The organism is Siphonobacter sp. BAB-5385, assembly GCF_002261125.1.
GTDB lineage: Bacteria > Bacteroidota > Bacteroidia > Cytophagales > Spirosomataceae > Siphonobacter.
Genome location: NZ_NMPS01000150.1, coordinates 186,904 through 212,233, shown reverse-complemented (window position 1 = coordinate 212,233; position 25,330 = coordinate 186,904). Strand labels below are relative to the sequence as shown.

Here is a 25,330-nt window from a genome sequence, read left to right as displayed (position 1 = left end):
TTTACTTCGATATTGCCTTTCCTAAAACCGTTTGAGTATTAAAAATGGCTTTTAGGAAAGAAACCCAATGGTTAGCTGTTTAAGGTAGTGCAGTAGGCCCTCGTTCTTGCTCAGAGCCTTATCCAAAAAGGGCGGCAATAAATGCAACATTATTGCATTTATTACCGCCCTTTTACTTGCGAATCCAAAAGTGTAGTTACTTTTGCAACATTGTTGCATATTTACTCCACTATAAACATGAACCGTACGTTTAAAAACCTTGGCCTGTTTGTGCTGGCCTCCGCTACTTTTCTGAATTGCCAGAAAGACAAGGAAGTCGAAGATTCTTCCACCCGCGAACACCGATTTTGCGGGTGCTGGTTTCGGATCAGGAATCCAAACAGTTAACCCAGATTAATCCCTACGACGGCACCACCCGTACTTTTGACGCCAAATATCCCCTGGCGAACCTCTACACGACGGCTTCTCAGCGTTTTGCGGCCGTTTTGTATCCGAGTCAGAATCTGGTAGAAGTATTTGATTCAGGCTTCGAATCGCACGTGGATCACGTGGATCAGAAAGGTACGCCCAAGTTTGGTTCCATTACGGCAACGGGTCTCAAGCCTACACACTTCAAAAGTCGCGGTCAGGAATCGCTGATTTTTAACGATGGCGACGGAACCCTGAGCCTGGGCAATGAAACCAATTTTCACACCGCCGGAGCCCAGATGCAGGTTATCAATGCCGGACTTGTTCCGCACCACGGAGCATGGCGGCTTTTGACAATGGTACTTATGCCGTCACCTCGGCACCGGCCAGCGGAAAAAGTCCAAACCGGGTACTCGTCATTGACAAGCAGGGCAAAACGACGCACGCGTCTACCCAGGAAGTTGGAGCCATTCACGGTAACGCAACGGATGGAGCAAACGCGGTTTTCGGAGCCTTTACTTCAGCCGAGGCTACCAGTGGAGGCGTACTGGTTGTTACATCGAACGGCGAACAACGGATGATTGCGAATCCCGCAGGCTTCGGAGCGTACCGCCTCGGCAGCATTTACTACGCGGCGGCGGCCAGGAAATTCATTGGTTTTGTGGCAACCAAGGGTGCGTATCTCATCGATCTGTCCAGCAATCAGATCACTCCCATTTACGCAGGTACGGATGCTTTTCAATGTAAGGTAGATTATGCCGGGAATCGTTTGCTCGTCCTTTCGCTCGATGGTAAACTGCGGGTGTATGATTTAGCCAGTAACCGTTTGATCAAAGAAGGCAACGTAATCGGCACGACCGATTCAGGAGCTACGTACAAACCCGTACTGGAAGCCACGAATCGGTTTGCGTACATTGCCCTGCCGACTACGGGTGAAGTCCATCAGATTAACCTCGAAACGCTGGCTACGACCACCAAACACAAAGTATCTGCCAAACCCGTACGCCTCACTTTACTGGGTTTTGAAAGCAGCGAAGGTCATAATGACTAAGATTTCTTCCCATTGACTCTAAAAAAGAACCCGAAAGCTCGACACTTTCGGGTTCTTTTTTTAGGCCTTACTCCCCTTTCGGAAACGGATCGCGGAAGCGAACGCTGGCCTTCACCTGCCGAATTTCGGCTGGGATACACAGGCAATTTCCCAGTTGGGAATGATCTGTTCCTGTGCCGGATTCCAGCCCATCGTTTACTCGTTATCGCAAGGCCGCTCCGTATGGTTTCCGGGAATCGGTCTGGTACAGGGATTACAGATTAGGGGTACTCGTATAACCCTTCTTTCCGTAGTATTTTTCTGTTTGTCAAAGGGTAAACCTACATTGGCTATACTTTTTGCTTAGGCTTTGTCCATGTCGGCTTGCAACCAAGCTACTTTTTGCTCGGATTCATGGGGCTGACTAATTAATTGCCCGTACAGTTCAGGACGGCGGGCCTGTAGATAGCGATGCCCTCCGGCCTGCGTGAGTTTGTCGGAGGTCAGGATTGCGATTACTACTTCATTATCCAGGGATCGGCATTCGGCCAGTATATCACCGAAGGGGTCCAAGATCATGGAGCACCCGTTTTTGAGCTGATCATCATCCATGCCGATGGGGTTGGCAAAGACCGCATACACGGCATTATCGTAGGCTCGGGCGGGTAGCCATTTCATCAACCACTGCCGCCCTTTGAGTCCGTCAAATTCAGCTCGCAAAGAGGTGGGGTCATATTTCCGGTTTTCCCAGAGTTTGGGATCTACAAAACCGGCTCCGGGACGAGTCGAGGGGGTACACATGGTCACGTGTGGCATCAGAATAATCTCGGCTCCGAGCAGTTTGGTGGCCCGCACATTCTCGATGATGTTGTTGTCGTAACAAATCAGGATACCGCATTTCCAGCCGTACAGATCAAACACGCAATACGCGTCGCCGGGCGTCAGGTGTGGATTAATGAAGGGATGTAACTTGCGGTACTTCGCCAATACGCCGGATTGATCCACGCAGACGTAAGCTTTGTACAGACGATCCTGTTCATCCTTTTCGAATAAACCCGCCGCTATCGCAATCTGATGCTTTTGGGCCAGACGGATCAATTCAGCGATGCTGGGTCCCGAAGGAATAGGCTCGGCGATAGCCAGCAGTTGTTCCCGACTCAGGTGTCGGGCAAAAGTATAGCCGGTAATGGAACACTCGTGAAAGGTAATCACCTGAGTACCGGCCTGAGCGGCCTTGCCCGCCAGTTGATCGATGATGGAAAGATTATACGCTTTGTCACCACTCTTGTTTTCAAACTGAGCGGTGGCCATAACCAGGGTTCGCATAAGAGGCTTGTTTGAGTAGGCCCCAAAACTACGGAACCCGCTGGCAGCAGAATTGTACAAATTCGACAAGCCTTAGTCGGGTGAAGGAAGGAAATTGACCGCCAGACGATTTTGCTGTTTCAGGTAGCGTGAAGGCGTAAGGCCAGTCAGCTTGCGAAATTCCCGGATCAGATGGGCCTGATCATAATAGCCCGCTTCGTACACCGCTGGTGTCATCCCATGTTTATACTGGGGCTGTTGTACCTGTTTGAGAAAATGATGCAGCCGAACAATACTGCCCATTTTTTGCGGACTTACCCCAACAACTTCCTTGAATTTACGCTCCAGTTGCCGTTGTTCATAACCCGTGAACTGCATCAGCTCACGAGCCCTAAAGCATCCGTTTCGCTGAATGATCCACTGCGTAGCGGCGGTGATGAGGGGTTGCGGCCGATCCGTTGTCTGCCTAAGCAAGGTTTCGAAAAAGTGATTGAGCTGCTGCTGACTTGCCTGGACGTCAGTTGATTCGCTGAGCTGGTGATAGAAATCACGGCTTGCCGCTCCCAGTATGAGATCCAGTTCTACGATCTGGTTATTTAGCTCCGAAGCGGGTATCCCCAACAAAGAGCTCATCCCGTAGGGCTGAAAAACCACGATGATCAGATGGGTAATTCCGCTCGTATACACCGTTTGTACTCCCTGATCTGTCCATAAACGAAGGAGGCCGGGAGCAGGTCGCCCCGATCATCCTGTAAAAGCGAATCAAAGGAGAAAACCAGGCCCGTACTGCCGTCCGGGAACAACCGTAATTTTTGTACGCTTTCAAACGAATGCCGGATGAAGAGATAGTGCCGGATGAACGGCAGCAAAGCGGGAGCGGGTATCAGTTGCATCGCCGAAGAGGAGTTGGATAACCTTCAACCAGAGACAAAGCCTACGCAACATACGATTTTTTTGTCGACTCTAGTACCTACAGACTTTCGGGACACCCCTCCGACTCACGCTTCATGTAAACTTCAGCCGGGAAAAGCATCCCGGCTGAACGTACACTTAAGGTAAAAATTCCCGGCTTATCGCTACACCCGCCATCATACCCGCCGCGACGGCGGCACTCACGGCTCGCTTCATGGTCGTGGCATCACCCGCGGCATACACTCCGGCGATACTGGTTTTTTGCAGGGCATCTACCTGAATGTAGCCCTCTTCCGTGTGTACGCACCCCAGGTCCCGGGGCAATGGGCAGTGCTGCTCAAAAGGCGGGCGGGCGTACAGGGCATTCAACGGAAACTTCCGGCCGTCGGCGAGCACCAAATGCTGTAAGTAACCGCTTTCGTGAACGATCTCCTGTAAAGGCATTTCTTCAATGGTAATCCCAAGCGAACTAAGAATAGAGGTATCCGGAATAGTGGAAGGTCCGTTGGTGAATACGGTCAGTTGGGAGGTCCAGTTGCGAATGAGGCGACCCATTTCCAAAGCGGTTTCTCCGTTCATGAGAATGCCCGTTGGCTGATCGCGATACTCGTAACCATGGCAATACGGACAGTGAATGACCGAGATGCCCCAGCTTTCGGAAAAACCGGGCAGGGCGGGCATCAGGTCTCGAATGCCGGTAGCGAACAACAGTTTTTTGGCCTGTATAACGGAACCCGCGTCCGTGGTCACGGTAAAATTCATATCCTGCCCCGTTACGCTGACAGCCGTTTCGCTTTGGAAACGAACCGTGGGATATTGCAGTACTTGAGCTTTGGCACGTTCCGCAATCTCGGCGGGTGTACTGCCATCCTGCGTAAGGAAATTATGGGAATGGGGGGTCTGACGATTACAGGGCCGACCGCTATCCAGGATAACGACTTGCCGAATGGCTCGCCCCAGGCTCAAAGCCCCGGCTAAACCGGCGTAACTACCGCCAATAATCACAACGTCTACGGATTGTTTCATGGTCTTTTCAGGAAAGTAACGTCACAAACATAAGACTTTTGTCACATATATGTGACATTTCAAGGCAAAAATTTTTAAAGCCCTACGCCTTTACTGAACGAAAGCCAGGCAAAATGCTTGAGGCTGGTTTTAGCTACGGAGCCCATTGCATCGGCATTGACCGTCGCAGCAATTACTCCACTAAAAAACATGGCAATCCATTCCGCCGTAAACTCGGATGCAATCAAACCCTGAGCCTGCAACTGCGTAATAACGCCCCGATACCGCGAGTAAAAGGCATCATACTGAGCACAATCAGGGTTTTGTGACGAATGCAGATGTTCCGGTCGGGTATGTAGTTTGCTGAACAGCGAAAACTTGGCTCCGCATTCCACACCCGCGTACATCATATTCTCCAGTTGCTTCAGCGGATCATCCGAAGCATCCAGAGCCTGCATCATGGCGGTCCGGCAACTCCGCTGCATTTCCTTCTGGCAACTCATCAGTAACGCTTCGCGGGTTTTGAAGTAGCGGTGAAGCGTCCGCCGGGTAATGGCGGCCTTCTCAGCTACCTTTTCCAGCGGAGCGGAATAATCCTCGTTAAAGACGAGAATGGCGGCGTCGATGATATTTTGTTGGGTGTTTTGCATACTGTAAAAGACAAAACTACGAAAAATTTATTGGGAAGCGTGGCTTCTGTACCCGATCCATTAACTGCATCAGCCGAGTGGTGAGGCGTTACCACTCGGCTGATTCGGTTTCTAGGTCCAGTATGAAATCGGGGCTTTCGGGAAACGCTCCTGCCAGGCCCGGGTCAAAAATGTTCGCAAGGATTGCATCATTTCGGGACGGTACACAAACTTCACACCCCCAAACTTATTGTACTTGCTGGCCCGACTGCCCTCGTCCATTTCAACGCCAATATTGGGATACCAGCCGGATAATACCGCCTTGCTGCCGGGGGTGAAACGGTGGGTAATGAACTCAACCGTCAGATCGCAGGGAAAATCCAGGCGATCGGCTAACTGATCCAGCAGGTCCGTATAGTGCTGCTGCCAATCGGGAATGGGCATAATGGGAGCCAGCACCACCCCCACTGCGTACCCTCCACCGCCAAGGGCACGGGGTAACGCCAGTTTTCGCAGGGCTTCGATACGAGCCACCACCGATGCCGTTCCGCCTTCGAGGCGGCGGGCAATGGGTTCGGCATTTAGACTTACCCGTGCCCGCGTCCGGCCTTCGTGGGGCAGGTTCAGCAAGGGGTTTACCTGATCGTACTTGGTCACAAACCGCAACTGAGCCTGCGGGCGGGTACCAAAATACCGGACGCATTCTTCCAAACTGCCCGTGAGGTGCTCAATACCAATGACGTCGGTGTAACAGCTTACTTCAAAACTCGTCACGCGGTCTTCCCGTTCGTAGGTCGCCGTATGGGCCAGCAATTGCGGCAGATTGGCAAAAACCCGGGTGACTGGCGGTCCGGATAAGCTTCCGGCCAGGTAACAGTACTGACAGTGAGCCGGACAACCTTCGGCCAGGTTGAGCTGCCAGTCGGCCGAAGGCGGCGTAGGTTGCAGTCGCAGGGCACTTGGCGGAGCTTTCACCACGGCCAGGGTATTCTTGGCGTTTCGGTAGGTTTCGCGTTCGTCCGCACCACGCAAACCCGTAATGCGGTTATTTTTCAGGACTTCAATGGGTAAATCCAGAGCCTGCATCCGCTGGTACATTTGCTGACCGAAAGGTTCTTCCAACGCGTCTGGCGTAAAGAGCACCCGCTTGGGTAACCACAATCGGCTGGAGACAGCAGGACTCAAACTAGATGTAATTTCCTCGGGAATGATTACCATCAAATACGGAATTAGGGTTGGTCTCTTTGCTTTTATATAAACCCTGAAACACCCTTTTTAATTCAGTATAACCTAAGTATTTTTAAACTCATACTATTGATTTACAGATATTTATAAATTATTTTTCGATATTCTATACCTGTAATTTTTTGGTAAAGAAGACTTCCGAACCAAGTACATCTGTTTTGCCCCGGTAAAAATACACCATCGGATTTTCCTGCTGACATAGGGCTGTCATCCAGCCATCAGAGCTTTGCTATTGTAACCTTAAATACACGCACGATGTCTGGAACCTTGAAAATGAACGTAGGAATCATTACGCCAAAACTTGCCGAAAGCAAAGCCTTTTACCAAAACGTCCTGGATTTTGCAGTTACGTTTGAAAATGACTTTTTCGTGCTGCTGCACCACCCCTCGGGCATGGCAGAGATTAGCTTTCTACAACCCGATCATGCTTCACAACAACCGTTGTTTCATCCGGCATTTCCCGGAACTGGAATTTATCTGACCCTTGAAGTTACTGATGTGGAGCAGTACTACGAACGCATGAAAACCCTGGGCGTACCTCTGCAAATTGACTTACGGAAAGAACCCTGGGGCGATTATCACTTCGCGATTGCGGATCCCAATGGGGTAGGTATTGATCTGGTTACTTATCTAACTCCGGAGCAGGCTTGAGAATAAATTGTTTTATTTTTTTACCTTTGCCACCCTACAAACGAAAAGGTCTATCTGTCGTCACAGATAGACCTTCATACGTTTAAACTTCCCAGTCATCAAAGCCGCCACTTATCTGACCGAGTAAGTGATACAAAAATGGCTTCAAAGTGATAAAATGTTGGCGTTCTTCGACAAATGGTAGCTTTTACTCGATAAATGGTAATTTTCATCCGTTTTTCGGGAAATAAGTTAACATTCGTATACACATGTTTAGTATCTATAATGCTATAAAACCTCCCTATAATACCATGTGAGGAGTTAAGGTATTAGGTAAATTGACCTAGTGTTGATTACTCCGGCCGAAGCTGACTTAAATCAATTTTAAGGTTGAACGCGTATAAGCTGCACGGTCAGCTACGTCAAGCAATCAAAACCCCAATTTCTTTAGGTGTAGCAACCTCTCTTTTCTAAATTCAGAGATTGACTGAAAACGCTGACGAATACCGGTCACCCGTATCCCATCAATAGCTTGCCCCCGGCAGACAGATGCGTTGCTAGCTATTGATGGGTCCGATTTGATTTCTGGGTACCTCTAACGGAATACAGGTTCAGACACTCCAGCTTTCTTTAACCTGAAAAGTATTCTTAACGGCAGTCAGTCCAGCAGCCTTCACTCAGGTTCTGCAAAACGAATGGTATCGCAGCAAACTAAACCCTCCGGCGTACGCTTTCCCAGCCTCGAATCCTAGAATTGAATTTGATAACGCAGGAGCGAATCCCTGCACGTTCTGCAGTTTAAGAACGTAGCCCGAAAAGCAGGCCCTGAAACTAGAAGCAAAAGAAAAGGCAGGTATTCAATACAAGTGAGGTTTGTCCAGAGACATTTCTTTTCTCACCTGTGTCGGAATACTGGTTGAATTAAATCGCATTTCTTCGCATTTGCTAAACACCAGTGGCTTAGTATTTTTAGAAAAAGGCTACGTTTTTACATTCATTCAACCTGTAAACCCAAACGATCCATGCAAACAGTGGCTTTACAATTCAATGCCAGTGGTTATCTGATGAAAGATAATGTTCAGTTGGCAGTATCGGAGGAAGGAAATCCTGCCATTCTTAAAGTACAGGAGATGCCCGTTATTGAAGAGCCCATTTCTAAGCTGGGGCTGGATATAACCCTGCTCATTGCAGTTCCCAATCATCATTCCCAGGAATTGGAAGAATATGAAGCTTCCTGCGTGCTTAATTACGAGCAGGCCCTATTTCTGAAAAATTTCATCGATACTTTCCTTCAGGTTAACAAATAATCCCGCTTTTCATTGAATTTCAAGCCCTTTGTCTGCATTTGCGTGTAGAAAAGGATGACTTTTATGCGTGTACGGAACAAATCCCTGCGTACTTTCGTACCTAGGATGAGCTTTCATTTAGTCACACATGCATAAACACAGCTGGACCCTTCTCCTGGGAATGTTTGTGGTATCGGCGTGCTCCGGTACGCATTACTACACGGCACGTTCCACGGGATCGGCATTACTTGCAGTAACGGATCCGTCCAACCCTTCGCTTGTTTCGGGGCCGGGTTCAAATCTGGCCCAATACCTGCAAACGTACCACGATAGTCTGGACCGCTCGATGAACCAGGTACTGGTGCAGTCGGCCAAATATCTCAAAAAAGGAGGCGTAGAATCAGAATTAGGTGATCTACTGACGGATTTGTTTCGCGAGCAGGCCCAGAAACGTTACGGAGCTACGATTGATCTGGCTCACATGAACAACGGCGGCATACGGTCCGAACTTCCGGCGGGAAATCTTACGCTACGGAATGTGTACGAAATCATGCCTTTCGACAATGATCTGGTGGTATTGACGGTATCGGGTGAAACCATGCGTCAGTTTATTGAATACTTGGCAGCCCGACAGGACCCGCAGTCTGGCCTGAAACTGGTGCTGGATAAGGATACTAAAAAGCCGCTGGAAATCTCCGTGAATGGTCAGCCCTTCGATCCGCAGAAAACGTACCGTATCCTCGTCAGTGACTACGTAGCCACGGGCGGCGATAGTGCTTTCTTTCTGAAAAACAGCCTGAAATCAGAACCGCTGAATTACCTGATGCGAGATGCCATCCGCGATTATTTCGTTAGTAAAGGTCAGCAACATCAAATTCTTAATCCCCAGCTGGACGGTCGTACGACCCTCCGCTAAGTCCCCTAACCTTCTATGCGTTCTGATCGTCGCCAATTTTTTCGACAACTTACGGGTTTAAGCGGAGCCTTGCTGCTGGGTAGCTTTGATGGCTGGGCCCAGGCAGAAGCTGAATCGCTTAAATTAACCATTCTTCATACCAACGATACCCACAGTCACCTTGATCCCTTTCCGGCCGGTGACCGCAACGCGGGCAAAGGTGGTGTGGTCAATCGGGCTCGTTTACTCAGTAAAATTCGTCAGGAGGCATCTCACGTACTGTTGTTCGATGCCGGTGATATTTTCCAGGGTACGCCCTATTTTAATCTCTTTCACGGAGAACCCGAAGTACAGAGTCTGAGTATGCTGGGCTACGACGCCATTACCATGGGCAATCACGATTTCGACGGGGGCATGGAACTGTACGCCAAACAAATCCGTGACCACGCGACCTTTCCCGTACTGGTTGCTAATTACGATTTCAAAAACACCCCTTTACAGGGTGTAGTCAAGCCCTATAAAGTATTTAAAGTTAATGGCCTGCGTATTGGCGTGTTTGGTTTAGGCATTCAACCCAGAGGATTGATTCCGGCGAAATTATTCGGAGAAACCCAGTACCTCGACCCCTTGACCAAAGCCAATGAAGTAGCGGCGTTTTTGCGAAAGGAGGAAAAGTGCAGTCTGGTCATCTGCCTTTCTCACCTGGGTTTCAAAGGCGGGGCTGGTGAACTGATCGATCCCATTCTGGCGGCCCAGTCCCGGCATATTGATCTGATTATTGGGGGACATACGCATACCTTTTTGCCCGAACCCAAAATCTTTACCAACCTCGATAAGAAGCCCGTACTGGTGAATCAGGTCGGGTTCGGTGGAATTAACCTGGGTCGGCTGGACTTTACATTCGACCGCGTAACGAAACAGGTATTTTCTTCCGGGAATAACCTGACGGTTGCCTGATGAAACATTAAAAGTCCTCGCCAAAATTTCGGGATGGAATAACTGACGGGGACTTTTGCGTATAAGGGAAGCCTACGACACGCGTGACTAAATCAGTAAAGTCATCTATTTAGGCTGCGATTCTTCGGGTCATCGTATGTATGCATTCTATTCCAACGTAAAAAGCCTGTCTGATTTAGAGCAGACAGGCTTTACGGAAACTAATTTATAGGTGGGTGGATGATGCACAACCAGAAAGGCCCGCTTCAGCAGCGGGGCATTCGGAAAGTAGGGGACTCCGTTAGTTTTCATGAAAATCCCCTTATCCAATTCAACTAACGGAGATTCACCCAATAGATGTTTTCGAACACAATTAACACGTTTGCTAACTCTACCCGTAAACGTCACAAACATACAAGGCTTAAAAAAAAGGTAGGCAGATGTAATTTAACTACTAACAACCCACCATATTTAGGGGGTTGTTACACGAAAAGGCCTCTGATTTAGTAAGCATACCTTAATCGAATACGCCTAAATTCCTAATTGGTCCAACTCATTTATGGCTTACTTACTACTTAGCTTCTGTTCACAACAACTAGTAATTTTGTTCAACAAAAATTAAATAACTCTGTTATTAACTTACCAAACGTATATTTTGTACGGTTATTCCGCCCTTATCGTATTTTGTCCTATTTTAACTCCTAACTTATGAGACATCCTGGGCTTTAGAAGCCCCTTTTAAACATTGCGTACAGTACTTTTTTTTCAATCCAAACGCTATACTTTATTTATTGATGACCCTCATCCGCCAATGAACATGACACGCCTTGAATTTTTAGTCGCCCAACACGTAACCATTAAAGAAATTCTCCTTTCTTCTTTTCCGCTGACGATGATACAGTCATTCGTTTGGCTGACAGCCTGCTGATGAATCAAACCAAAATAGCCTCTGAGTTACAGGAAAAGGCTTATATGCTGATTGTGGCAGGTGACCTTCAGTTTGAAATCTTTAATGTTCGCGGTCATGTGAACATTCAGCAAAAAGAGTAAATACCAGCTCACGCGTTGTCTGGTTCAGGCTGGAACATGTCATACCCTGGTGTGCATGTTCCAGCTTTTTGCTTTGTACTACCGGAGATGCGTTTCATGATTTAATCTATCGGTACTGATCAGGATGTCCCCATGAAAGTCTCCACCTATCTTTGACACGTTCACTGAATCTCTAACCGCATGAAAAAATTACTTTGCCTGGTCAGTATCCTGTTTGTTTGCGGAGGATCCGCTCCGCGTAACCTAAGCTGGCTGGCCTTGGGTGACTCCATTACGTATCTCAATGACCATACCGATGAAACCCAACATCGGATTTCGAAGGGTTACCTAACCCTGATTACGGAACGCCACCCGCGAATCCACTACATCAACCAGGGTCATAATGGCTGGTCGGCGGTACAGATTGCCCAAAAAATTGAATCGCTGGGGCTGGTGAAAGCCGATGTCTACACCGTTTTTCTGGGTACGAACGACTGGTGGCAGGGAAAAGCCCTGGGTACGCTAACGGATTACGAGCAGCACACGGGAGCCGAAACTATTTACGGTTCGTTTCGTATCATTCTGGATAAATTCAAACAGCTTAATGCATCCGCAAGGGTTATTCTGATTACGCCAATGCAGCGGGTAGATTTTGTATACATCAACAATTTCAAGAATCAGGCGTATGGCTCGTATCAGGAGAAAAATGGACAGCGACTGGAACAGGTGGTCGAGGCTATTAACCAAATTGGAAAGCTGGAGAAGTACCCCGTCGTTGACCTCTACCACGATTCGGATTTGGCTCTGGAAAAACTTGTCCGCTTCAAACGCCTGAAAGATCCCCAAACGGGTCAGTACCGCGACTATCCTTACCCTGACTTCATCGGCGTACCCTTCAATCCCGATACCGACGAATACCCCTACCCCAAAGAAGCCGCAGCCCTGACGTACGACGGTCTGCATCCTTCCGACGCTGGCTACGAGATCATCGCCGACCGCTTACTGAGCAAATGGAGGGGACGGAAGTAATGGTTTTCGTTGTTAGTTGAAAGTTATTAGTTGCTGGTGCGAGCGATTTAATTTACGAGTATGGGTGTAGCGTATGACTCAATAAAAAAGCACCACGACCTCCAAGATTGCGGTGCTTTTTTATTGAATTTTATCCAATACTCGTTTGCTTAGAAACTATACCGGGCACCCAGCTGAATCTGGTAGGGGTTGCCGGAGGGGTTTACTACACCCGCCGTGTTCACGCGGTAGTTGAAACGAGCAGCCGTTTTATCGAAGCCAGCGGCCTGCAAACCATACAGCGTCTGCGTACCCAACGTCTTCGTTACCACCCAGTTTTGTTCAGCAGGTTCGAAAAGTTGAATACGTCCGCTGAGATTTCCAGAGCGTGGTTTTTATAAAGCTTGAACTTCTTGTTGGCCCGTACATCGAACGTACCGTAGAAACCATTGATTCCACCGTTACGCTCCGCAATTTTTCCTTCGTATTTCAGAATGTAATTTTTGATGCTCTGACTAGCGTCGGGGTTATCCAAAATCGCCTGTAGGCCCGTACGTACGTTCTCAGGAACGCTACCGTTGGTACGGCTGAAAATATAGGCCAGATCGTTCGTCGCTACGAAGTCACCGTTATTATTTGCTCCTGACAACATCGAGTAACGCGTACCGCCGATGCCCGAGTACCGAACCCCGATGGTAATACCGTAGAACGAAGGCAGCGTAGCGGCGAAGACCACTTTACTGCGGAAATGAGCATCGGAATACGTTACGCGGCTCAGGTTACGTGGGTCATCTACTACGGGCAGGGACAGGGTTGCTGAGTTGGCTACGTTTCCGTTAAAGGACGTATTATCGCGGATGTCGTTCCAGGTATAGCTGGCCGTGATTTCCCCATCCCGGAAGTAACGGAACGTAGCGTCGGCTACGAAAGCCAGCTGGTTTACTTTTCCTTCGCTAACCAGCTCCAGCACGCGACCATATTTCTTGCTGATTCGACCTTCCAGCCAATCGGGTACACCACTCGTAGGTATGCTGTTCAAGGGTACGTACACGCCCCGGTTGCCTTCCTGTGACAGACGGAAGAAAGGATCAGCCACCATGTTGCGGTCTACGTAGGTGTAATTGTTACGACCCAGTGACAGATACCCGGCGATTCCTACGCGAAGACGATCCGTCAGGAAGCGGCTGTACGACAGGTTTGCTTTATACACCACGGGAATGCGAACATCCGGACCGTAGGTGTTGATGGTGGGCAACTGGAACTGAGCCAGGCTTGGAATACTACCGTAATTATTGCGGTACGCATTGAAGTCCGGTCTCGGTACATTTGCTCCCCGAACATCCACCGTCGCCAGGTGCTTGCCGTCAAACGTCAGGTTGTTGATAACCATGTAGTTGTTGATGTCGGAAGCAAACACCCCCCGCCAAAACGTACATAATCGGTATGACGCTCATTTACATCCCAGGTGAATTGCAGACGAGGCTGTACGACAAAAGCCTTCAGTTTGTTATCGGTACGGATACCCAGTTCATTGAACAAATCCTGGTTGAGCGGCGAAGAAGGATAAAGCGTATAATCCAGACGCAAACCGGCCGTCATGTCCAGACCACGGGCAATCTTGGTTTGCATTTGTCCGTAAATACCCGCGTTAAGCGTTTTACCCGTTACACCCCAGTCATCCATCAAAGGTACTTCGCGGTAGTAGCGGTAAGGCTTCAGGTTGTTGAAGTTCTCCAGAGCTGTAATGGTACGGCCCGTCGTTGGATCTACTTCCGCGTTATAGTGGAAGCGACCATTTACTTCACTACCGTACACCGAGTAAGCGTTCGTGTACATGACGTCAAAACCGAAGGTATACTGTACTTTGTCGGTGTTGTAGTACAGGTTGTCTACCAACTGAAATACGTTGTTGCGGAAACGTTCCTGAGCAAAACGGTGACCACCCATCTGGATGTTCGTGGTCGCATTCCGGCCTCCGGTCAGGGTAGAGGCTACGTTTTCAACGATCGCCCGAGGGATGTTGGCTCCGGGCAACTGATCACCGGGGCTACTTTTCTGGTAGGTATACAGGTGCTGCAGTTTCAGCTCATTGGTCATCCGCGGATTCAGCGTACTGCGTAAGGTAGCCAGTAAGCTGTTGTCAACATTGTAATCGTTCCCGTACGATTCATACAGGTTGATGGCCGTGTTATCAGCTAAACCTAATTTATTGACGTCGCTGGTAAAGTTATTCCGCAGGGTCAGCAGGTGCTTGTTGTTGATCTGCCAGTCAATCCGGGCAAAAGCCGCATCCGAACCGCGTTTTTTATCAAAATTGCCGTACTGACGACCTTCGGGCGACATACCGTATTTGCTACGGGCAATGGTAATGTACTGATCGAGGGTTGCGGTTGTTACGTTAAAACGGCTTTCATCCGTAGCCGTCCGAATGTCTGCAATGATCAGTGGGCGGGAATCCTGCTGGTGATCCCATACCATGAAGAAGTGGAGTTTATCTTTAATAATCGGACCGCCCAGCGAGAAACCGTACTGATTGGTCGAGAAAGGAGCATCGCGTTTGTTTCCCCGAATGTCGTAAGGGCTTGACAGCCAGTTCGCCCGCGTATAGTTAAAAATGCTACCCGTAAATTTGTTGGTACCGGCTTTCGTTACCACACTCACCGTACCACCCCCGGCCCGGCCAAAGGTTACGTCGTATTGGTTGGTCACGACTTTAAACTCCCGGATGGCTTCCATGGAAATCGAATACGGAGCATTGCTTCGGCTGGTGGTGGCTCCGGCCGAAGTCGGGTTTTTAGCCGTCATCCCATCAATGGTAAAGTTGGTGGAAGAGGCAGCTGACCCGAAAGGTTATCCCCACGACTCAGCGGAGAAAGGTCCATTAAAGAGCGATAATTCCGACCGTTTACGGGCAGTGTCAGCATGGCTTTTGCCGAAATGGCCGTGGCCGTACCCAGGTCTTCAATCTTGTTTTTCAGACCGGAAGCAACGACTTCCACCACCTGCAGACTTTGCTCGTTTTCCTGCATGGTCAGGTTCACGCGGATGGCGTCACCCTGGTTGAGCATATAGCCCGTTCGCTTTTGTTCACCGTACCCAACGAAGGTGGCACTCACGTTGTAGGGGCCCCCTAAGGGAAGTTCTTTAAAAGAGTATTCACCTTTGGCATTGGTAACGGTTCCGGTGGTAAAGCCCGTTGATTCATTTTTGATTTGAACCGTGGCTCCCGGTAAGGGTGAATTATCTTTTTCGTAAATGACCCCGAAAATCGAGGCTTGCGTCGTTTGGGCAAACAAAGGCTGAGAAAGCCAGCACGTACCCAAAATGATAAGGAGGGCGACTAATAGAGATTTTTTCATCTAATGGGAATAAAGCGTAAAATTCCCGCAAATAGACAGCTCTAACATTACCTGGATATTAACCGCCTATTACGAAATCAATACGAATGAATTCCGCAATAAATGCTTCTGTGTGGTCATGGAACCGCAAACGGGCTGAATCTTCCAGCGTCACTCCGCTACTTTAGTCTTCCGTTTGAAGCGAATTCCCTTGGGCTGTTGCAGCTGCCGAAGTAGGTGCGTCATAGCTCGGTCGTGAGGACGGACGGACCATTGACGCCGATGGTTTGCTGATTCGGCCGCTGACTGATCAAATCCCATTTGACCTGATTTAAAAAATCGATCAACAGGGAATGTTCAGAAAGCCCTGGGTACTACCTGCCAAACGATGTCCTTTCCGTTTTCCCAGAGTAAGCAGCCAAACAGGGAATGGTACATCATTAGCCCACCGCCAGCCGAAGGAGCCGTTTTATCGGAAAAATACCCAAAGATGAAGCAGGGAAGAATAAAGAAACGAGCCTACCCGATGCGGACCAAAGCCCGACCCTGCATCTGTCCTTTCAGCAGGGTTTCAAGAACGGCGGGAACTTCGGCCAGGGTAATTTCCCGCGTTAAACCCGGTAAATCCGCGGGTTTCCATGCGTTTGGAGTTTGGAGTTTGAACCTTACGAATCCAGCCGTACGACAATCTTGCCACTGAGCGTACCGGCTTCCATTTGTTCGTGTACCTGGATGATTTCATCGAAGGTAAACGTGTGAGCGATCCGGGGTTGAATCAGTCCTTTGGCCAGATAATCAGCGAGTACCTGCATGTCTTCGCCGCTGGAATGAACGAACAGGAAATCCGCCTGCAAACCCCTTACTTCGGCCTCCGCTTTCCAGGCTTCCCCCTTTCCACTCGGGATGGTGATGAGCCGACCCATTGGCTTCAGAATATGTAAAGCTTTTACGGCGGCTTCGCCTCCGAGCGTATCCAGGGCAAAGTCAATGTCCTGCGTGGCCTGTTCGAAATCAGTAGTCTGGTAATCGATCCATTCGTCGAGTCCACGGGCTTTCAATACGGCTTCGTCTTCTGTCTTCGCCGTTCCGATGACGTAAGCCCCCAGAGCCTTGGCCATTTGTACGGCGAAAAAACCAACGCCTCCGGCGGCTCCCTGCACAAACACCCGCTCGCCCGCTTTGACGGCCGCTTTTCGAATGGCCTGATACGCCGTCAGAGCGGAAAGAGCCGTACCTGCTGCGATTTCAAAGGAAACGGAGGTCGGTTTCAGAGCCAAATGTTCGGCGGGGGCGGCGACGTATTCGGCATAAGCCTTGCCATGGCCGGGGAAGTTGATCATACCGAACACCTCGTCCCCCACTTTAAAGGCGGTCGTGGCACTTTCCACGACTACGCCAGCGATGTCCCAACCCAAAATCAGAGGCGGATCGTTTTTAATGTTTTCGTACTGTCCTTTTCCCTGTAAGGTTTTGTGATCCACCGGATTAATGGATAGAGCCTTCACTTGTACCAGTACCTCGCCGGACTGGATACGGGGGCGGGGCAAGTCCCGGAGCTGTAATTGATTACGCCCGGCAAGGGATTCCATGACAATGGCTTTCATACCAGATACCTTTAGTAGTTAGACAAGGGTTACAACGAGCTTACCCACGGTTCTACCCGTTTCCTGTTGGAGATGAGCCTCGCCCATCTGATCCAGGGTATAGGTTTTAAAAAGGTGGGGTCGTACCCTGCCATCGGCTAGTAAAGCGGCAATTTGCTGCATATCGGCTCCATCGGACTGTACCAGGAAGAAAAAGGCATTGATGCCCTGAGCCGTGGCCTGCTGCGTAATGGATTCGGGCAATCCCGTAGGAATACTGATGAGTGTACCTCCCGGTTTAAGCACATGGAGTGAACGTTCCAGAACGGGCAGGGCTCCCACGAAGTCCAGTACCAGATCCACCTCCGATACGACTTCATCGAAGGGCTGAGCGGTGTAATCAATGACTTCATCGGCTCCCAGACTCTGTACAAACGCCTGATTCGAAGCTGAAGCCGTACCAATGACGTACGCTCCGAAATGTTTCGCCATTTGTACAGCAAAATGACCTACTCCTCCAGCGGCGGCGTGTATCAAAATGCGTTGGCCCGGCTGAATGGGAGCTTTATGCACCATCGCCTGATAAGCCGTCAAAGCAGCCAGGGTGGCGGCAGCGGCTTCTTCGTGACTAACATTAGCCGGCTTCAAAGCTAACTGGTCAGCGGGAGCAGCCACGTATTCGGCATAGGCCTGACCATGACCGGGAAAATTGACCATTCCGAATACTTCATCGCCAACCTTAAAATCCGTTACGCTGGAACCGATTTCAGTAACAATTCCGGAAATGTCCCAGCCCAGAATCAGCGGATGAACGGATTTTAATCGTCCGGCCATGCCTTTTCCCGCCCGCGTTTTCGCATCAACGGGATTGATACTGATCGCTTTTACCTGAATCAGGACTTCATGTTTCTGTACGGTAGGTACGGGCAGCTCGGTATAAACGAATTGATCGACGCCTCCAAATTCATTAATTACAATGGCTTTCATGCTGGTTGTGGTTCTAAGTTCGGTGCAAAATTGTACCAGTTTCCCCGACCTTTTCCGGTAGTTCTTTTCTCATTTCCGGTACATTTGTGTCTACCGCGGCAAAATCGGTACCGCAACGACCCTACGTGGTATGCGGTGTGAAAAGCCTTTTACGTACCATTCATTTCTTACAACGATGCAGAAAGAACGTTTGCACGAGCCTTTTACGATTGTTCACAAAACCCTTGATGACTGTCCTAAAGGCGGGCACCAGCACTTGTTTTTTGAACTGGTGTATATTTTGTCGGGTACCGGCGTTCAGTGTATTAATCAGAACAAATTTTCGTACCGCCCGGGGCATATGTTTCTGATTACGCCGGAAGACTGTCACTCGTTTGCAATCGAAACGACGACGGAATTCTTTTTCCTGCGGTTCACCGACATTTACCTGCACGCCAATACCTTTCAGGCTGACGATATTCAGCGACTGGAATTTATTCTGCAAAATGCCAACCATCAGCCGGGCTGTATTCTTCGCAACCAGCCCGACAAATTGCTGGTACAGCCGCTCGTAGAAGCCATCATCCGTGAGTATGCCCAGCGGGATCGGTACAACAAGGAACTCATTCGTCAGTTGGTGAATACGCTGATTGTCATTGTCACCCGAAACATCGCCCGCTACTTACCCCAGCACGTGCAGGCCCATACCGACGAGCGGGCTTTGGACATTGTGCATTACATTCAGAATCATATTTACGAACCCGAAAAAATCCGGGCGGAAGCCGTTAGCCAACACTTCGGCCTGTCGGAAACGTACCTCGGCCGTTACTTCAAAAAACACACGCAGGAAACCATGCAGCAATACATTACCAACTACCGGACGAAGCTGATCGAAGCCCGGCTGCAACATAGTTACCTGCGAATTAATGAAATTGCTTACGAGTTGGGTTTTACTGACGAAAGTCACCTCAACAAATTCTTCAAAAAACAGCGGGGCATTAGTCCGACCGTATTCCGTCGCCAGCAGAAATCCGCACTAGCGTAATAAAGCTTTTTGCTGCTTTGTCAAAGCGGCGGCTTTCTGTTGAGCCTCCGCCAGCGGTAGCCCTTTTTTCATGCCCGGACGCTGATGACCCGTAGCCGTCAGCCAGGCGTCTTTCATTAGGGACTGCTTTTCCGCCTCCAGTTCCAGTAGCTGGGCACCTTTGGGGTGAAAAGCGACGCTCGCCCGGGCATCCGTCGCGGTAGCTACCTGATCTTCCCCCAGCCCTACCAGGAGTTGTTGAGCCATGAGCCAGTGGCCCTGTTCCTGCGGGTGAATACCGTCTTCGGCCAGGTAAAAGGTGGCGTTCTGTTGTCGTTGAGTTTCCAGATACGTTTTCATGGGAAAGTGAAGGTCCAGTACCCGCCACTGTTGGGCTTCCCGCTGGGCAAGTAGCCATTCGGCGTAGCGATCCAGTACGGCGGCGTAGCCCTGAGCTTGTCCCCGACTCTCATCGTATACGGGCGGGGTAACGTGGATGATGGGGGTACCCGCCTTCACGACCTGATCATGCAACCACTGCACTCCGGTACGGAAGGCAGCAAACCGGCTTTCATCCCAAGGAAGGTAGATTCCATCGTTCATGCCATAACAGGCAATTACCAGATCAGGTTTGGTTTGCTGCAAAACCCGACTCAACCGTTCGTGCAGATCGGGCCGGGGAAATTTACCATCCGCGTGGTTGGGCTCAGATAGACCCGATACCGTTTCACTGGGTAAACCCACGTTGATGATTTCATAGTTCTGACGGGGATATTTCACGCGTAGGTACGCCGCTACATCGGTTACGTAACGGCCATCGTACGTAATACTGTTACCCAGAAAAACAATCCGGTGTACCTGTCTGGAAAAGGGCTGAGCCTTCAGGTTGATCTGATACAACAGGCTGACAAGCATTAGCACTGCGAAACGCTTACTGGTTAAAACAGCGTAAATCAAACGCATTACTTGTGTTGGTTTAGAGCAAATAGCGGGAAAAGTCCCTTATCGCCGAAGATAAGCCGGGGATTTTTTTTAGAAAAATTACGGGATAAGTCCCTTCATTTCATTCATCACCCTGTAGTGCCTGGAAGAACCCAGATTTCTGCCTTCGTTTCAGGCGTATTAAAGAAGAATGGGGTACAAGCCGCCTGCGAGTACCCCATTTGAGTCTACAACTGGACATAGTCTAGTTGAGAGCTGCATAACCGTCAATTTAATTAATAATTCGGATGTCGTATGGCATTCTCAGTTCCCTTCCTCAGCCATTGCCCGCAGGCAAATTATTTCCTTCACATCCTGAAAAAACCAGCAGATACACTTTTTAAACACTCAAACCTATATCGTAAATTTGATATTTACCATAGAAGAAGTTAAGTAATTAATGTAGTATTAATACTAGGCTTTAGTACATTGTCTTTAGTTAATTTCAATTAACATATATACCTGCAGGTAAATAAAATGAGCTTCATAATAGATGTATTTTTGAAAAACTCACCAGAACATAACCTTTACGGCTACCTCTATTTTATCTCGCCACTACTTTTCTAGTAAGCCCATTCACTTGTTTTATCATTCATTTTTTCTCGTAAACGTCTCTTTTAGTACAGATTTTTATTGCTACGTCAGTTTTTTAAAAGCACACATAGCCTTTTACTTTTACAAAATCAATTGCATGGATCCGATGCCTACTAATGAATGATTGCTGTAGTAATTGATTTACAAATCACAACGCCCTCCCTGCTTAACCAGCCTTATTTTAGTAAGTATATTTTTACATCGTATACAACTGCTTAATAAAAAAATATAAACTTTTTAAGCAAGATTAACTACCTAAAATTTAGGGGTTATTGTTAATAAAATAAGAAGGGCACGCAATGTTGCGTGCCCTTCTTATTAATAAGTTGATAAGAATCCTCGACCGTCTATTTTTTCTGCTCTGACAAAAAAGTGACGAGGGAGGCAAATTCTTCGTACGAAAGGGCGTTGGCCAGCCCCGCAGGCATCATCGAGTTTTCCATTTCTTTCCGACTGATAATATCCGAAGCTTTGATGGTGTATACCTGCCCGGCAATGTCGCGAAGTACGACCCGGCTGGCGGATTCTTCCGTTACAAAGCCCATGTAGCTTTTCTTGCCTTTCGCAGTGATCATAACCGTTGCAAAACCCTGAGAAATGGAGGCATTGGGTTTCAGAATGGATTCCGCAATTTGATCCCGGCTCATGATCGAACCAATTTGTCCCATAAACGGACCTTTCATGGGTTCGTTACGGCTCAGACTATGGCAGGCAATGCAGCCCTGCTGCGTAAACAGGGTTTTACCCAGCGTAGCATTTCCTTTCAGTTTTTCCAGAGCCAGCATGACATCCTCGATGGACGACTCGCCTACCTGACCTTTTTTATTCTTGATTTTCTCCAGGTCTACTTTAACCTCTTCTTTCGCTACCGTAGTCTCCTGTCCACCCCATTCGGCGATGTTCATGCGAAGACGGCTGTTGAGATCCGCGTAGAAGGCTTTGTCACCGGACTGTTGCCACTGTTTCATCAGAAAATCCTTCACCTTCGGCGACGATTCCCAGGCAATCGCTTTGTAGTACGGGCCGTGCGTATCGGGTCGTGTACTCCACCACCAGCTTCCGTCGTAATCGGCTTCTTTCTGATATAAACGGGCGAGGGTTACCAGCATTTGCTTTTTCAACGCAGCATCATTGGTTTTGCCATACGCAGCGATGATACCGTCTACTGCTTTCGGATCGTGCATGGAACGTAAGGCCCATAAAGCCAGGGTGGATTGTCCCGTACCCAGTGCTTTTACGCAGGCGTCAACGGCATTCAGGCTCACGAGTGCCCGAGCGGCCAGGTGGGCTGGTACGATCGCCGAGTTAGGTGTCGCGTGCGGTCCTTCGGTATTGCCTGCAGGAGCTACGAAAGAGGCCGGTACTTTCACCTGCAAGAGAGCCGTAGCAGCCTCCGGTTTTCCCAGACGACCCAGACCAATGATGGCCGCCGTTTGTACGCGGGCTGAAGGGTCGTTCAGAGCTTTCAGGAAAGGTTCAAGTGGAGCCTGTTGAGCCCAGGCTTTCCGATCGGCCAGAGCTTTGAGAGCAAATTCCCGCAAGGTGACATCCTCAGTCAGCTTGACCAGATTACCGATGCCCTGACTACCCGCCGACTGAGCGTAGGTGAACAAAGCGGCTACCCGACTGTGCAGCGGCTGAGAAGCGTCCGTCACTAAAGTCCAGGAGGCTGGAGCTACGCTGGCAGCCGGACGCGTAAGTAATTCCTGCTGAGCGGCCAGACGAGCTACGCTACTACCCAGCTTCAATGCCCCGACTAGCTGTTCAACACTGGCTTTCTTTACTTCCATAAAGGGCTTGTAACTCCAGCTTTTCGGAACTGCCCGCACCACAAATCCCTTGCCGGGGTTACCCGAATAACCGGCACCATCCCAGGCGGACAGATAGGCCTGTCCGGACGCGTCTACGTCAATATCCGTAATCTGCGGAAGTTTGATAAACTCCTCTTCTTTCTGCGTAAAACTGGCCTGATCGGACGTTACGCGGTGCAGGTACAATTGGTTCCGACCCCAGTCGGCCATCATCGGCACGCGGTTGTATTTCTCTGGCCAGGTATCATCGTCCATAAACAAGGAGCCCGTACCCGAACCACCGCCCACGTCAACCAGAGCGGGAATGATTTCATCGGTGAAATGCATGAACAGCGTTGGATAGCCGTATTCACCCGTTTGGAGTAAATGGCTGAAGCGGACGTTCCAGCCGCCGCCGTCGTTGGTGTTTTCCCGCGTGAAAATGTTCATGTACGGGTCAATAGCGACGTCGTACACATTTCGCGTGCCATGGGCATACACTTCCATTTCCGTACCGTCGGGCCGTACCCGCACGATTCCGCCGCCGAGCATGGTCAGTTTTTTCCCCGACCGGTCTACGGCGTCATGGAAACCAAAATCGCCCACGGAGATATAAATCCAGCCATCAATGCCCTGACGGATGCCGTTGGTCGCGTGATCCGTTCCCCGGCTTTGCAGGAAATTTGGGTTACTGATGTGCTCAATCAGGGGGCGGGAAGGTCCGTCTGCTACGCCATCATGGTTTTTATCGTCGAACACGACCAGGTCCATCCCCGTAGCCACGCCCTTTTCCTTCGAGAAAACCGTATGAAGTACGAATACCTGATCGCCAATGGTCAAAATACCCCGTGGGTTATCGACTTTAGCAAAAATGGTATGCGAATCGAGCTTGCCATCGTGATTGCTGTCAACAAGGCGGACGATACTGCCCTGCCCCGGCTTCTTACCCAGCGAACCCATTTTATCCACCCTACGAATACTTCTCCCGAGGGTGATACGGCCAGACAGGCGGGACTTGGCGTCAGCTCCGGTCCGGTAAAAGGAGTCACCCGTAATTCCCCGGGCCAACTAGTTCCATTGGGCAAAGAATCGATGAGCACCCGCTGCGAGGGAAGCGACTGCGGGCGATTCGTGCGGGAGGTATTCCAGAATAATAATAAGGAAGCTGTAATCAGCGGAAGAGTAATCTTAAGCATTAGGGAAGAGGAGGTTTCGTGAATATGCAAATGTATAGGTTACGCTTATCTTTTAGACCGCAAAAGCCAGCCTTTTCCCTAATATTTGTAAATCGTTATTAATTATGGCTTTTTCAAGTCCCGGTCCGTGTTTTGTGACGTATCGTTTGTCATGAAAACAGAACGTTGAAAGACGTTACGGAATAATGCCCTTCTTTATCTACCCATAGTGAACCTGGAAGTCCTGTCGAACGAGCCAGGGACTGAAACGTACTACCATTCATTGCTAATGTATCCCAAATGCCATGTTAGACCTCATCATTGATGCCCGACCCGCAACCCTGGGTAATAACTTTACGATTCGCCGGATTCTGCCGTACCGGCTTCGACGCATGATCGGTCCCTTCATTTTTATGGATCACGCGGGTCCGGTACAGTTTACCGCCGAGCAGTTGCCGAGTATGGACGTGCTGCCGCACCCGCACATTGGCTTGTCGACAGTCAGCTACCTGTTCAATGGTCTGGTTACGCATCGCGACAGTTTGGGCGTAGAACAGGTGATTCGTCCCGGCGAAGTGAACTGGATGACCGCCGGTCGCGGCATTGCTCATTCCGAGCGTTTCGAAGATCCGGCAACGCTGGCCGGGGGATCGCTGGAGATGCTACAGACCTGGGTGGCCCTGCCCGAAGCCGACGAAGAAACGGACCCGGCTTTTACCAATTACCAGCCCGATCAATTGCCGGTTTTTACCGATAAAGGGGTCTGGATGCGACTCATTGCCGGGGAGGCTTTTGGGGTTAAAAATGATGTCAAAACCCATTCGCCGCTGTTTTACGTGCACGTGGTTTTACAGGCCGGAACCCGCTTTGGCATTCCCCTGGGCTACTCCGAACGGGGAGCCTACGTAGCCAAAGGCAGCGTGGAAGTCAATGGTCATCGCTACGGCGTAGGGCAGTTGCTGGTTTTTACGCCCGGTATTGATCCAGTTTTAGTGGCGGTTGAAAACAGTACGATCATGTTACTGGGCGGTGAACACCTGGGCGATCGTTACATCTGGTGGAACTTCGTTTCTTCCAGTAAAGAACGGATTGAACAGGCCAAGGCCGACTGGCAGGCGGGCCGTATTCCGCTACCGCCGACCGACCATACGGAATTTGTTCCCCTACCCGAAGACCGATCTAAACCAGCGGGTTCCCCTCCGCCACAGGCTTTGTCGTAAGACGGTATGAAAACACGATCCGGAAATTTAGCTTCTGGATCGTGTTTTCATAGGTATACTACTTCAATTCTTTTGATTAAGATTTCCTTTTGCTTTCAAAGGGATAAACTAGCATTTCTGTCACCATTCATCTTCACTATAACATTCTATCAATCAATTACTTCATCAAACAACAACGTCCCTTCCCAGTAAACCTAGCCTAAGATATCCTCCTAGTATGTACCGTTTTTTTAACGTACAATTTAACGTTAATTTAAGCGTCTTCCCAATCTTTACTACCGGGGCTTTTTTCTTTTCATACAAGGCCCGAATGGGTACCGATTTTAAAAAGATTTTCGATT

General features: G+C 49.4%; 19 protein-coding genes and 2 pseudogenes. 9 read left to right on the top strand and 12 right to left on the bottom strand.

Features of this window, described 5'->3' with window-relative positions:
- Nucleotides 1-237: 237 nt before the first annotated feature.
- Nucleotides 238-387: a hypothetical protein gene (locus BWI93_RS28265; protein WP_217902289.1), complete on the top strand. Its 150-nt coding sequence runs from the start codon at nucleotides 238-240 to the stop codon at nucleotides 385-387.
- A gap of 134 nt (nucleotides 388-521) precedes the next feature.
- Here the strand turns inward: BWI93_RS28265 and BWI93_RS28260 are convergent, their stop codons facing one another.
- A complete protein-coding gene (locus tag BWI93_RS28260) occupies nucleotides 522-740 on the bottom strand; it encodes a hypothetical protein (protein ID WP_217902288.1) in 219 nt (72 codons plus the stop codon).
- 8 nt (nucleotides 741-748) lie between these two features.
- Between BWI93_RS28260 and BWI93_RS28255 the strand changes: the two genes are divergently transcribed.
- On the top strand, nucleotides 749-1,459 hold the full coding sequence (locus BWI93_RS28255; protein WP_217902287.1) for a hypothetical protein: 711 nt from the start codon (nucleotides 749-751) through the stop codon (nucleotides 1,457-1,459).
- A gap of 342 nt (nucleotides 1,460-1,801) precedes the next feature.
- Here the strand turns inward: BWI93_RS28255 and BWI93_RS15505 are convergent, their stop codons facing one another.
- The 6 genes from BWI93_RS15505 to BWI93_RS15480 form a co-directional block, all read right to left on the bottom strand.
- Nucleotides 1,802-2,764: a nitrilase family protein gene (locus BWI93_RS15505; protein WP_094812850.1), complete on the bottom strand. Its 963-nt coding sequence runs from the start codon at nucleotides 2,762-2,764 to the stop codon at nucleotides 1,802-1,804.
- A gap of 72 nt (nucleotides 2,765-2,836) precedes the next feature.
- The gene (locus BWI93_RS15500; RefSeq protein ID WP_094812848.1) at nucleotides 2,837-3,430 is read right to left on the bottom strand and encodes a helix-turn-helix domain-containing protein; all 594 of its coding nucleotides are present in this window, start codon (nucleotides 3,428-3,430) and stop codon (nucleotides 2,837-2,839) included.
- The gene (locus tag BWI93_RS15495) at nucleotides 3,403-3,636 is read right to left on the bottom strand and encodes a DUF6597 domain-containing transcriptional factor (protein ID WP_094812845.1); all 234 of its coding nucleotides are present in this window, start codon (nucleotides 3,634-3,636) and stop codon (nucleotides 3,403-3,405) included. Before BWI93_RS15495 ends, BWI93_RS15500 begins: the two co-directional genes overlap by 28 nt.
- Nucleotides 3,637-3,793: 157 nt before the next feature.
- Complete coding sequence (locus BWI93_RS15490; RefSeq protein ID WP_094812843.1) at nucleotides 3,794-4,681, bottom strand: NAD(P)/FAD-dependent oxidoreductase; 888 nt, start codon at nucleotides 4,679-4,681, stop codon at nucleotides 3,794-3,796.
- Nucleotides 4,682-4,755: 74 nt separating this feature from the next.
- Entirely contained in the window at nucleotides 4,756-5,310 is a 555-nt protein-coding gene (locus BWI93_RS15485; protein WP_094812840.1) for a TetR/AcrR family transcriptional regulator, read from the bottom strand.
- A gap of 111 nt (nucleotides 5,311-5,421) precedes the next feature.
- Entirely contained in the window at nucleotides 5,422-6,507 is a 1,086-nt protein-coding gene (locus BWI93_RS15480) for a spore photoproduct lyase family protein (RefSeq protein WP_094812838.1), read from the bottom strand.
- A gap of 282 nt (nucleotides 6,508-6,789) precedes the next feature.
- Here BWI93_RS15480 and BWI93_RS15475 point away from each other — a divergent pair, with 282 nt between their 5' ends.
- From BWI93_RS15475 to BWI93_RS15455, 5 genes are all read left to right on the top strand, one after another.
- Nucleotides 6,790-7,185, top strand: a complete 396-nt coding sequence (locus tag BWI93_RS15475) for a VOC family protein (RefSeq protein ID WP_199182099.1) — start codon at nucleotides 6,790-6,792, stop codon at nucleotides 7,183-7,185.
- Between the two features lie 1,001 nt (nucleotides 7,186-8,186).
- A complete protein-coding gene (locus BWI93_RS15470; RefSeq protein ID WP_094812836.1) occupies nucleotides 8,187-8,471 on the top strand; it encodes a hypothetical protein in 285 nt (94 codons plus the stop codon).
- A gap of 127 nt (nucleotides 8,472-8,598) precedes the next feature.
- Nucleotides 8,599-9,366 carry a 5'-nucleotidase C-terminal domain-containing protein gene (locus BWI93_RS15465; RefSeq protein ID WP_094812834.1) on the top strand — a complete coding sequence of 256 codons (768 nt, stop codon included), beginning with the start codon at nucleotides 8,599-8,601 and terminating at the stop codon, nucleotides 9,364-9,366.
- A gap of 15 nt (nucleotides 9,367-9,381) precedes the next feature.
- Nucleotides 9,382-10,302, top strand: coding sequence for a bifunctional UDP-sugar hydrolase/5'-nucleotidase (locus BWI93_RS15460; RefSeq protein WP_094812832.1), 921 nt, complete (start codon nucleotides 9,382-9,384; stop codon nucleotides 10,300-10,302).
- Between the two features lie 1,209 nt (nucleotides 10,303-11,511).
- Nucleotides 11,512-12,339 (top strand): SGNH/GDSL hydrolase family protein, encoded by an 828-nt coding sequence (locus BWI93_RS15455; protein WP_094812829.1) that lies wholly within the window; start codon nucleotides 11,512-11,514, stop codon nucleotides 12,337-12,339.
- Between the two features lie 149 nt (nucleotides 12,340-12,488).
- Here the strand turns inward: BWI93_RS15455 and BWI93_RS15450 are convergent.
- The 3 genes and pseudogenes from BWI93_RS15450 to BWI93_RS15440 all read right to left on the bottom strand — a co-directional run bounded on the left by BWI93_RS15450 (nucleotide 12,489) and on the right by BWI93_RS15440 (nucleotide 18,226).
- Nucleotides 12,489-15,677, bottom strand: a pseudogene (locus tag BWI93_RS15450) (carboxypeptidase regulatory-like domain-containing protein).
- A 644-nt stretch (nucleotides 15,678-16,321) separates the two neighbouring features.
- Nucleotides 16,322-17,260 (bottom strand): NADP-dependent oxidoreductase, encoded by a 939-nt coding sequence (locus BWI93_RS15445; protein ID WP_094812827.1) that lies wholly within the window; start codon nucleotides 17,258-17,260, stop codon nucleotides 16,322-16,324.
- 18 nt (nucleotides 17,261-17,278) lie between these two features.
- On the bottom strand, nucleotides 17,279-18,226 hold the full coding sequence (locus BWI93_RS15440; protein ID WP_094812825.1) for an NADP-dependent oxidoreductase: 948 nt from the start codon (nucleotides 18,224-18,226) through the stop codon (nucleotides 17,279-17,281).
- A gap of 175 nt (nucleotides 18,227-18,401) precedes the next feature.
- Between BWI93_RS15440 and BWI93_RS15435 the strand changes: the two genes are divergently transcribed.
- Nucleotides 18,402-19,250: an AraC family transcriptional regulator gene (locus BWI93_RS15435; protein WP_094812823.1), complete on the top strand. Its 849-nt coding sequence runs from the start codon at nucleotides 18,402-18,404 to the stop codon at nucleotides 19,248-19,250.
- Here the strand turns inward: BWI93_RS15435 and BWI93_RS15430 are convergent.
- Nucleotides 19,242-20,192 (bottom strand): SGNH/GDSL hydrolase family protein, encoded by a 951-nt coding sequence (locus tag BWI93_RS15430; protein ID WP_255157903.1) that lies wholly within the window; start codon nucleotides 20,190-20,192, stop codon nucleotides 19,242-19,244. The genes BWI93_RS15435 and BWI93_RS15430 overlap by 9 nt on opposite strands.
- Before the next feature lie 959 nt (nucleotides 20,193-21,151).
- A pseudogene (locus tag BWI93_RS15425) lies at nucleotides 21,152-23,790 on the bottom strand (HEAT repeat domain-containing protein).
- A 284-nt stretch (nucleotides 23,791-24,074) separates the two neighbouring features.
- Between BWI93_RS15425 and BWI93_RS15420 the strand changes: the two are divergent.
- On the top strand, nucleotides 24,075-24,989 hold the full coding sequence (locus BWI93_RS15420; RefSeq protein ID WP_094812821.1) for a pirin family protein: 915 nt from the start codon (nucleotides 24,075-24,077) through the stop codon (nucleotides 24,987-24,989).
- Nucleotides 24,990-25,330 lie beyond the last annotated feature (341 nt).

What these genes read in the sequence shown, in the direction of transcription:
- BWI93_RS28265 (WP_217902289.1), top strand. Translation starts at nt 238, where the DNA reads ATGAACCGTACGTTTAAAAACCTTGGCCTGTTTGTGCTGGCCTCCGCT.
- BWI93_RS28255 (WP_217902287.1), top strand. Translation starts at nt 749, where the DNA reads ATGGCGGCTTTTGACAATGGTACTTATGCCGTCACCTCGGCACCGGCC.
- BWI93_RS15505 (WP_094812850.1), bottom strand. Translation starts at nt 2,764, where the DNA reads ATGCGAACCCTGGTTATGGCCACCGCTCAGTTTGAAAACAAGAGTGGT.
- BWI93_RS15495 (WP_094812845.1), bottom strand. Translation starts at nt 3,636, where the DNA reads ATGCAACTGATACCCGCTCCCGCTTTGCTGCCGTTCATCCGGCACTAT.
- BWI93_RS15490 (WP_094812843.1), bottom strand. Translation starts at nt 4,681, where the DNA reads ATGAAACAATCCGTAGACGTTGTGATTATTGGCGGTAGTTACGCCGGT.
- BWI93_RS15485 (WP_094812840.1), bottom strand. Translation starts at nt 5,310, where the DNA reads ATGCAAAACACCCAACAAAATATCATCGACGCCGCCATTCTCGTCTTT.
- BWI93_RS15480 (WP_094812838.1), bottom strand. Translation starts at nt 6,507, where the DNA reads ATGGTAATCATTCCCGAGGAAATTACATCTAGTTTGAGTCCTGCTGTC.
- BWI93_RS15475 (WP_199182099.1), top strand. Translation starts at nt 6,790, where the DNA reads ATGTCTGGAACCTTGAAAATGAACGTAGGAATCATTACGCCAAAACTT.
- BWI93_RS15470 (WP_094812836.1), top strand. Translation starts at nt 8,187, where the DNA reads ATGCAAACAGTGGCTTTACAATTCAATGCCAGTGGTTATCTGATGAAA.
- BWI93_RS15465 (WP_094812834.1), top strand. Translation starts at nt 8,599, where the DNA reads ATGCATAAACACAGCTGGACCCTTCTCCTGGGAATGTTTGTGGTATCG.
- BWI93_RS15460 (WP_094812832.1), top strand. Translation starts at nt 9,382, where the DNA reads ATGCGTTCTGATCGTCGCCAATTTTTTCGACAACTTACGGGTTTAAGC.
- BWI93_RS15455 (WP_094812829.1), top strand. Translation starts at nt 11,512, where the DNA reads ATGAAAAAATTACTTTGCCTGGTCAGTATCCTGTTTGTTTGCGGAGGA.
- BWI93_RS15445 (WP_094812827.1), bottom strand. Translation starts at nt 17,260, where the DNA reads ATGAAAGCCATTGTCATGGAATCCCTTGCCGGGCGTAATCAATTACAG.
- BWI93_RS15440 (WP_094812825.1), bottom strand. Translation starts at nt 18,226, where the DNA reads ATGAAAGCCATTGTAATTAATGAATTTGGAGGCGTCGATCAATTCGTT.
- BWI93_RS15435 (WP_094812823.1), top strand. Translation starts at nt 18,402, where the DNA reads ATGCAGAAAGAACGTTTGCACGAGCCTTTTACGATTGTTCACAAAACC.
- BWI93_RS15430 (WP_255157903.1), bottom strand. Translation starts at nt 20,192, where the DNA reads ATGCGTTTGATTTACGCTGTTTTAACCAGTAAGCGTTTCGCAGTGCTA.
- BWI93_RS15420 (WP_094812821.1), top strand. Translation starts at nt 24,075, where the DNA reads ATGTTAGACCTCATCATTGATGCCCGACCCGCAACCCTGGGTAATAAC.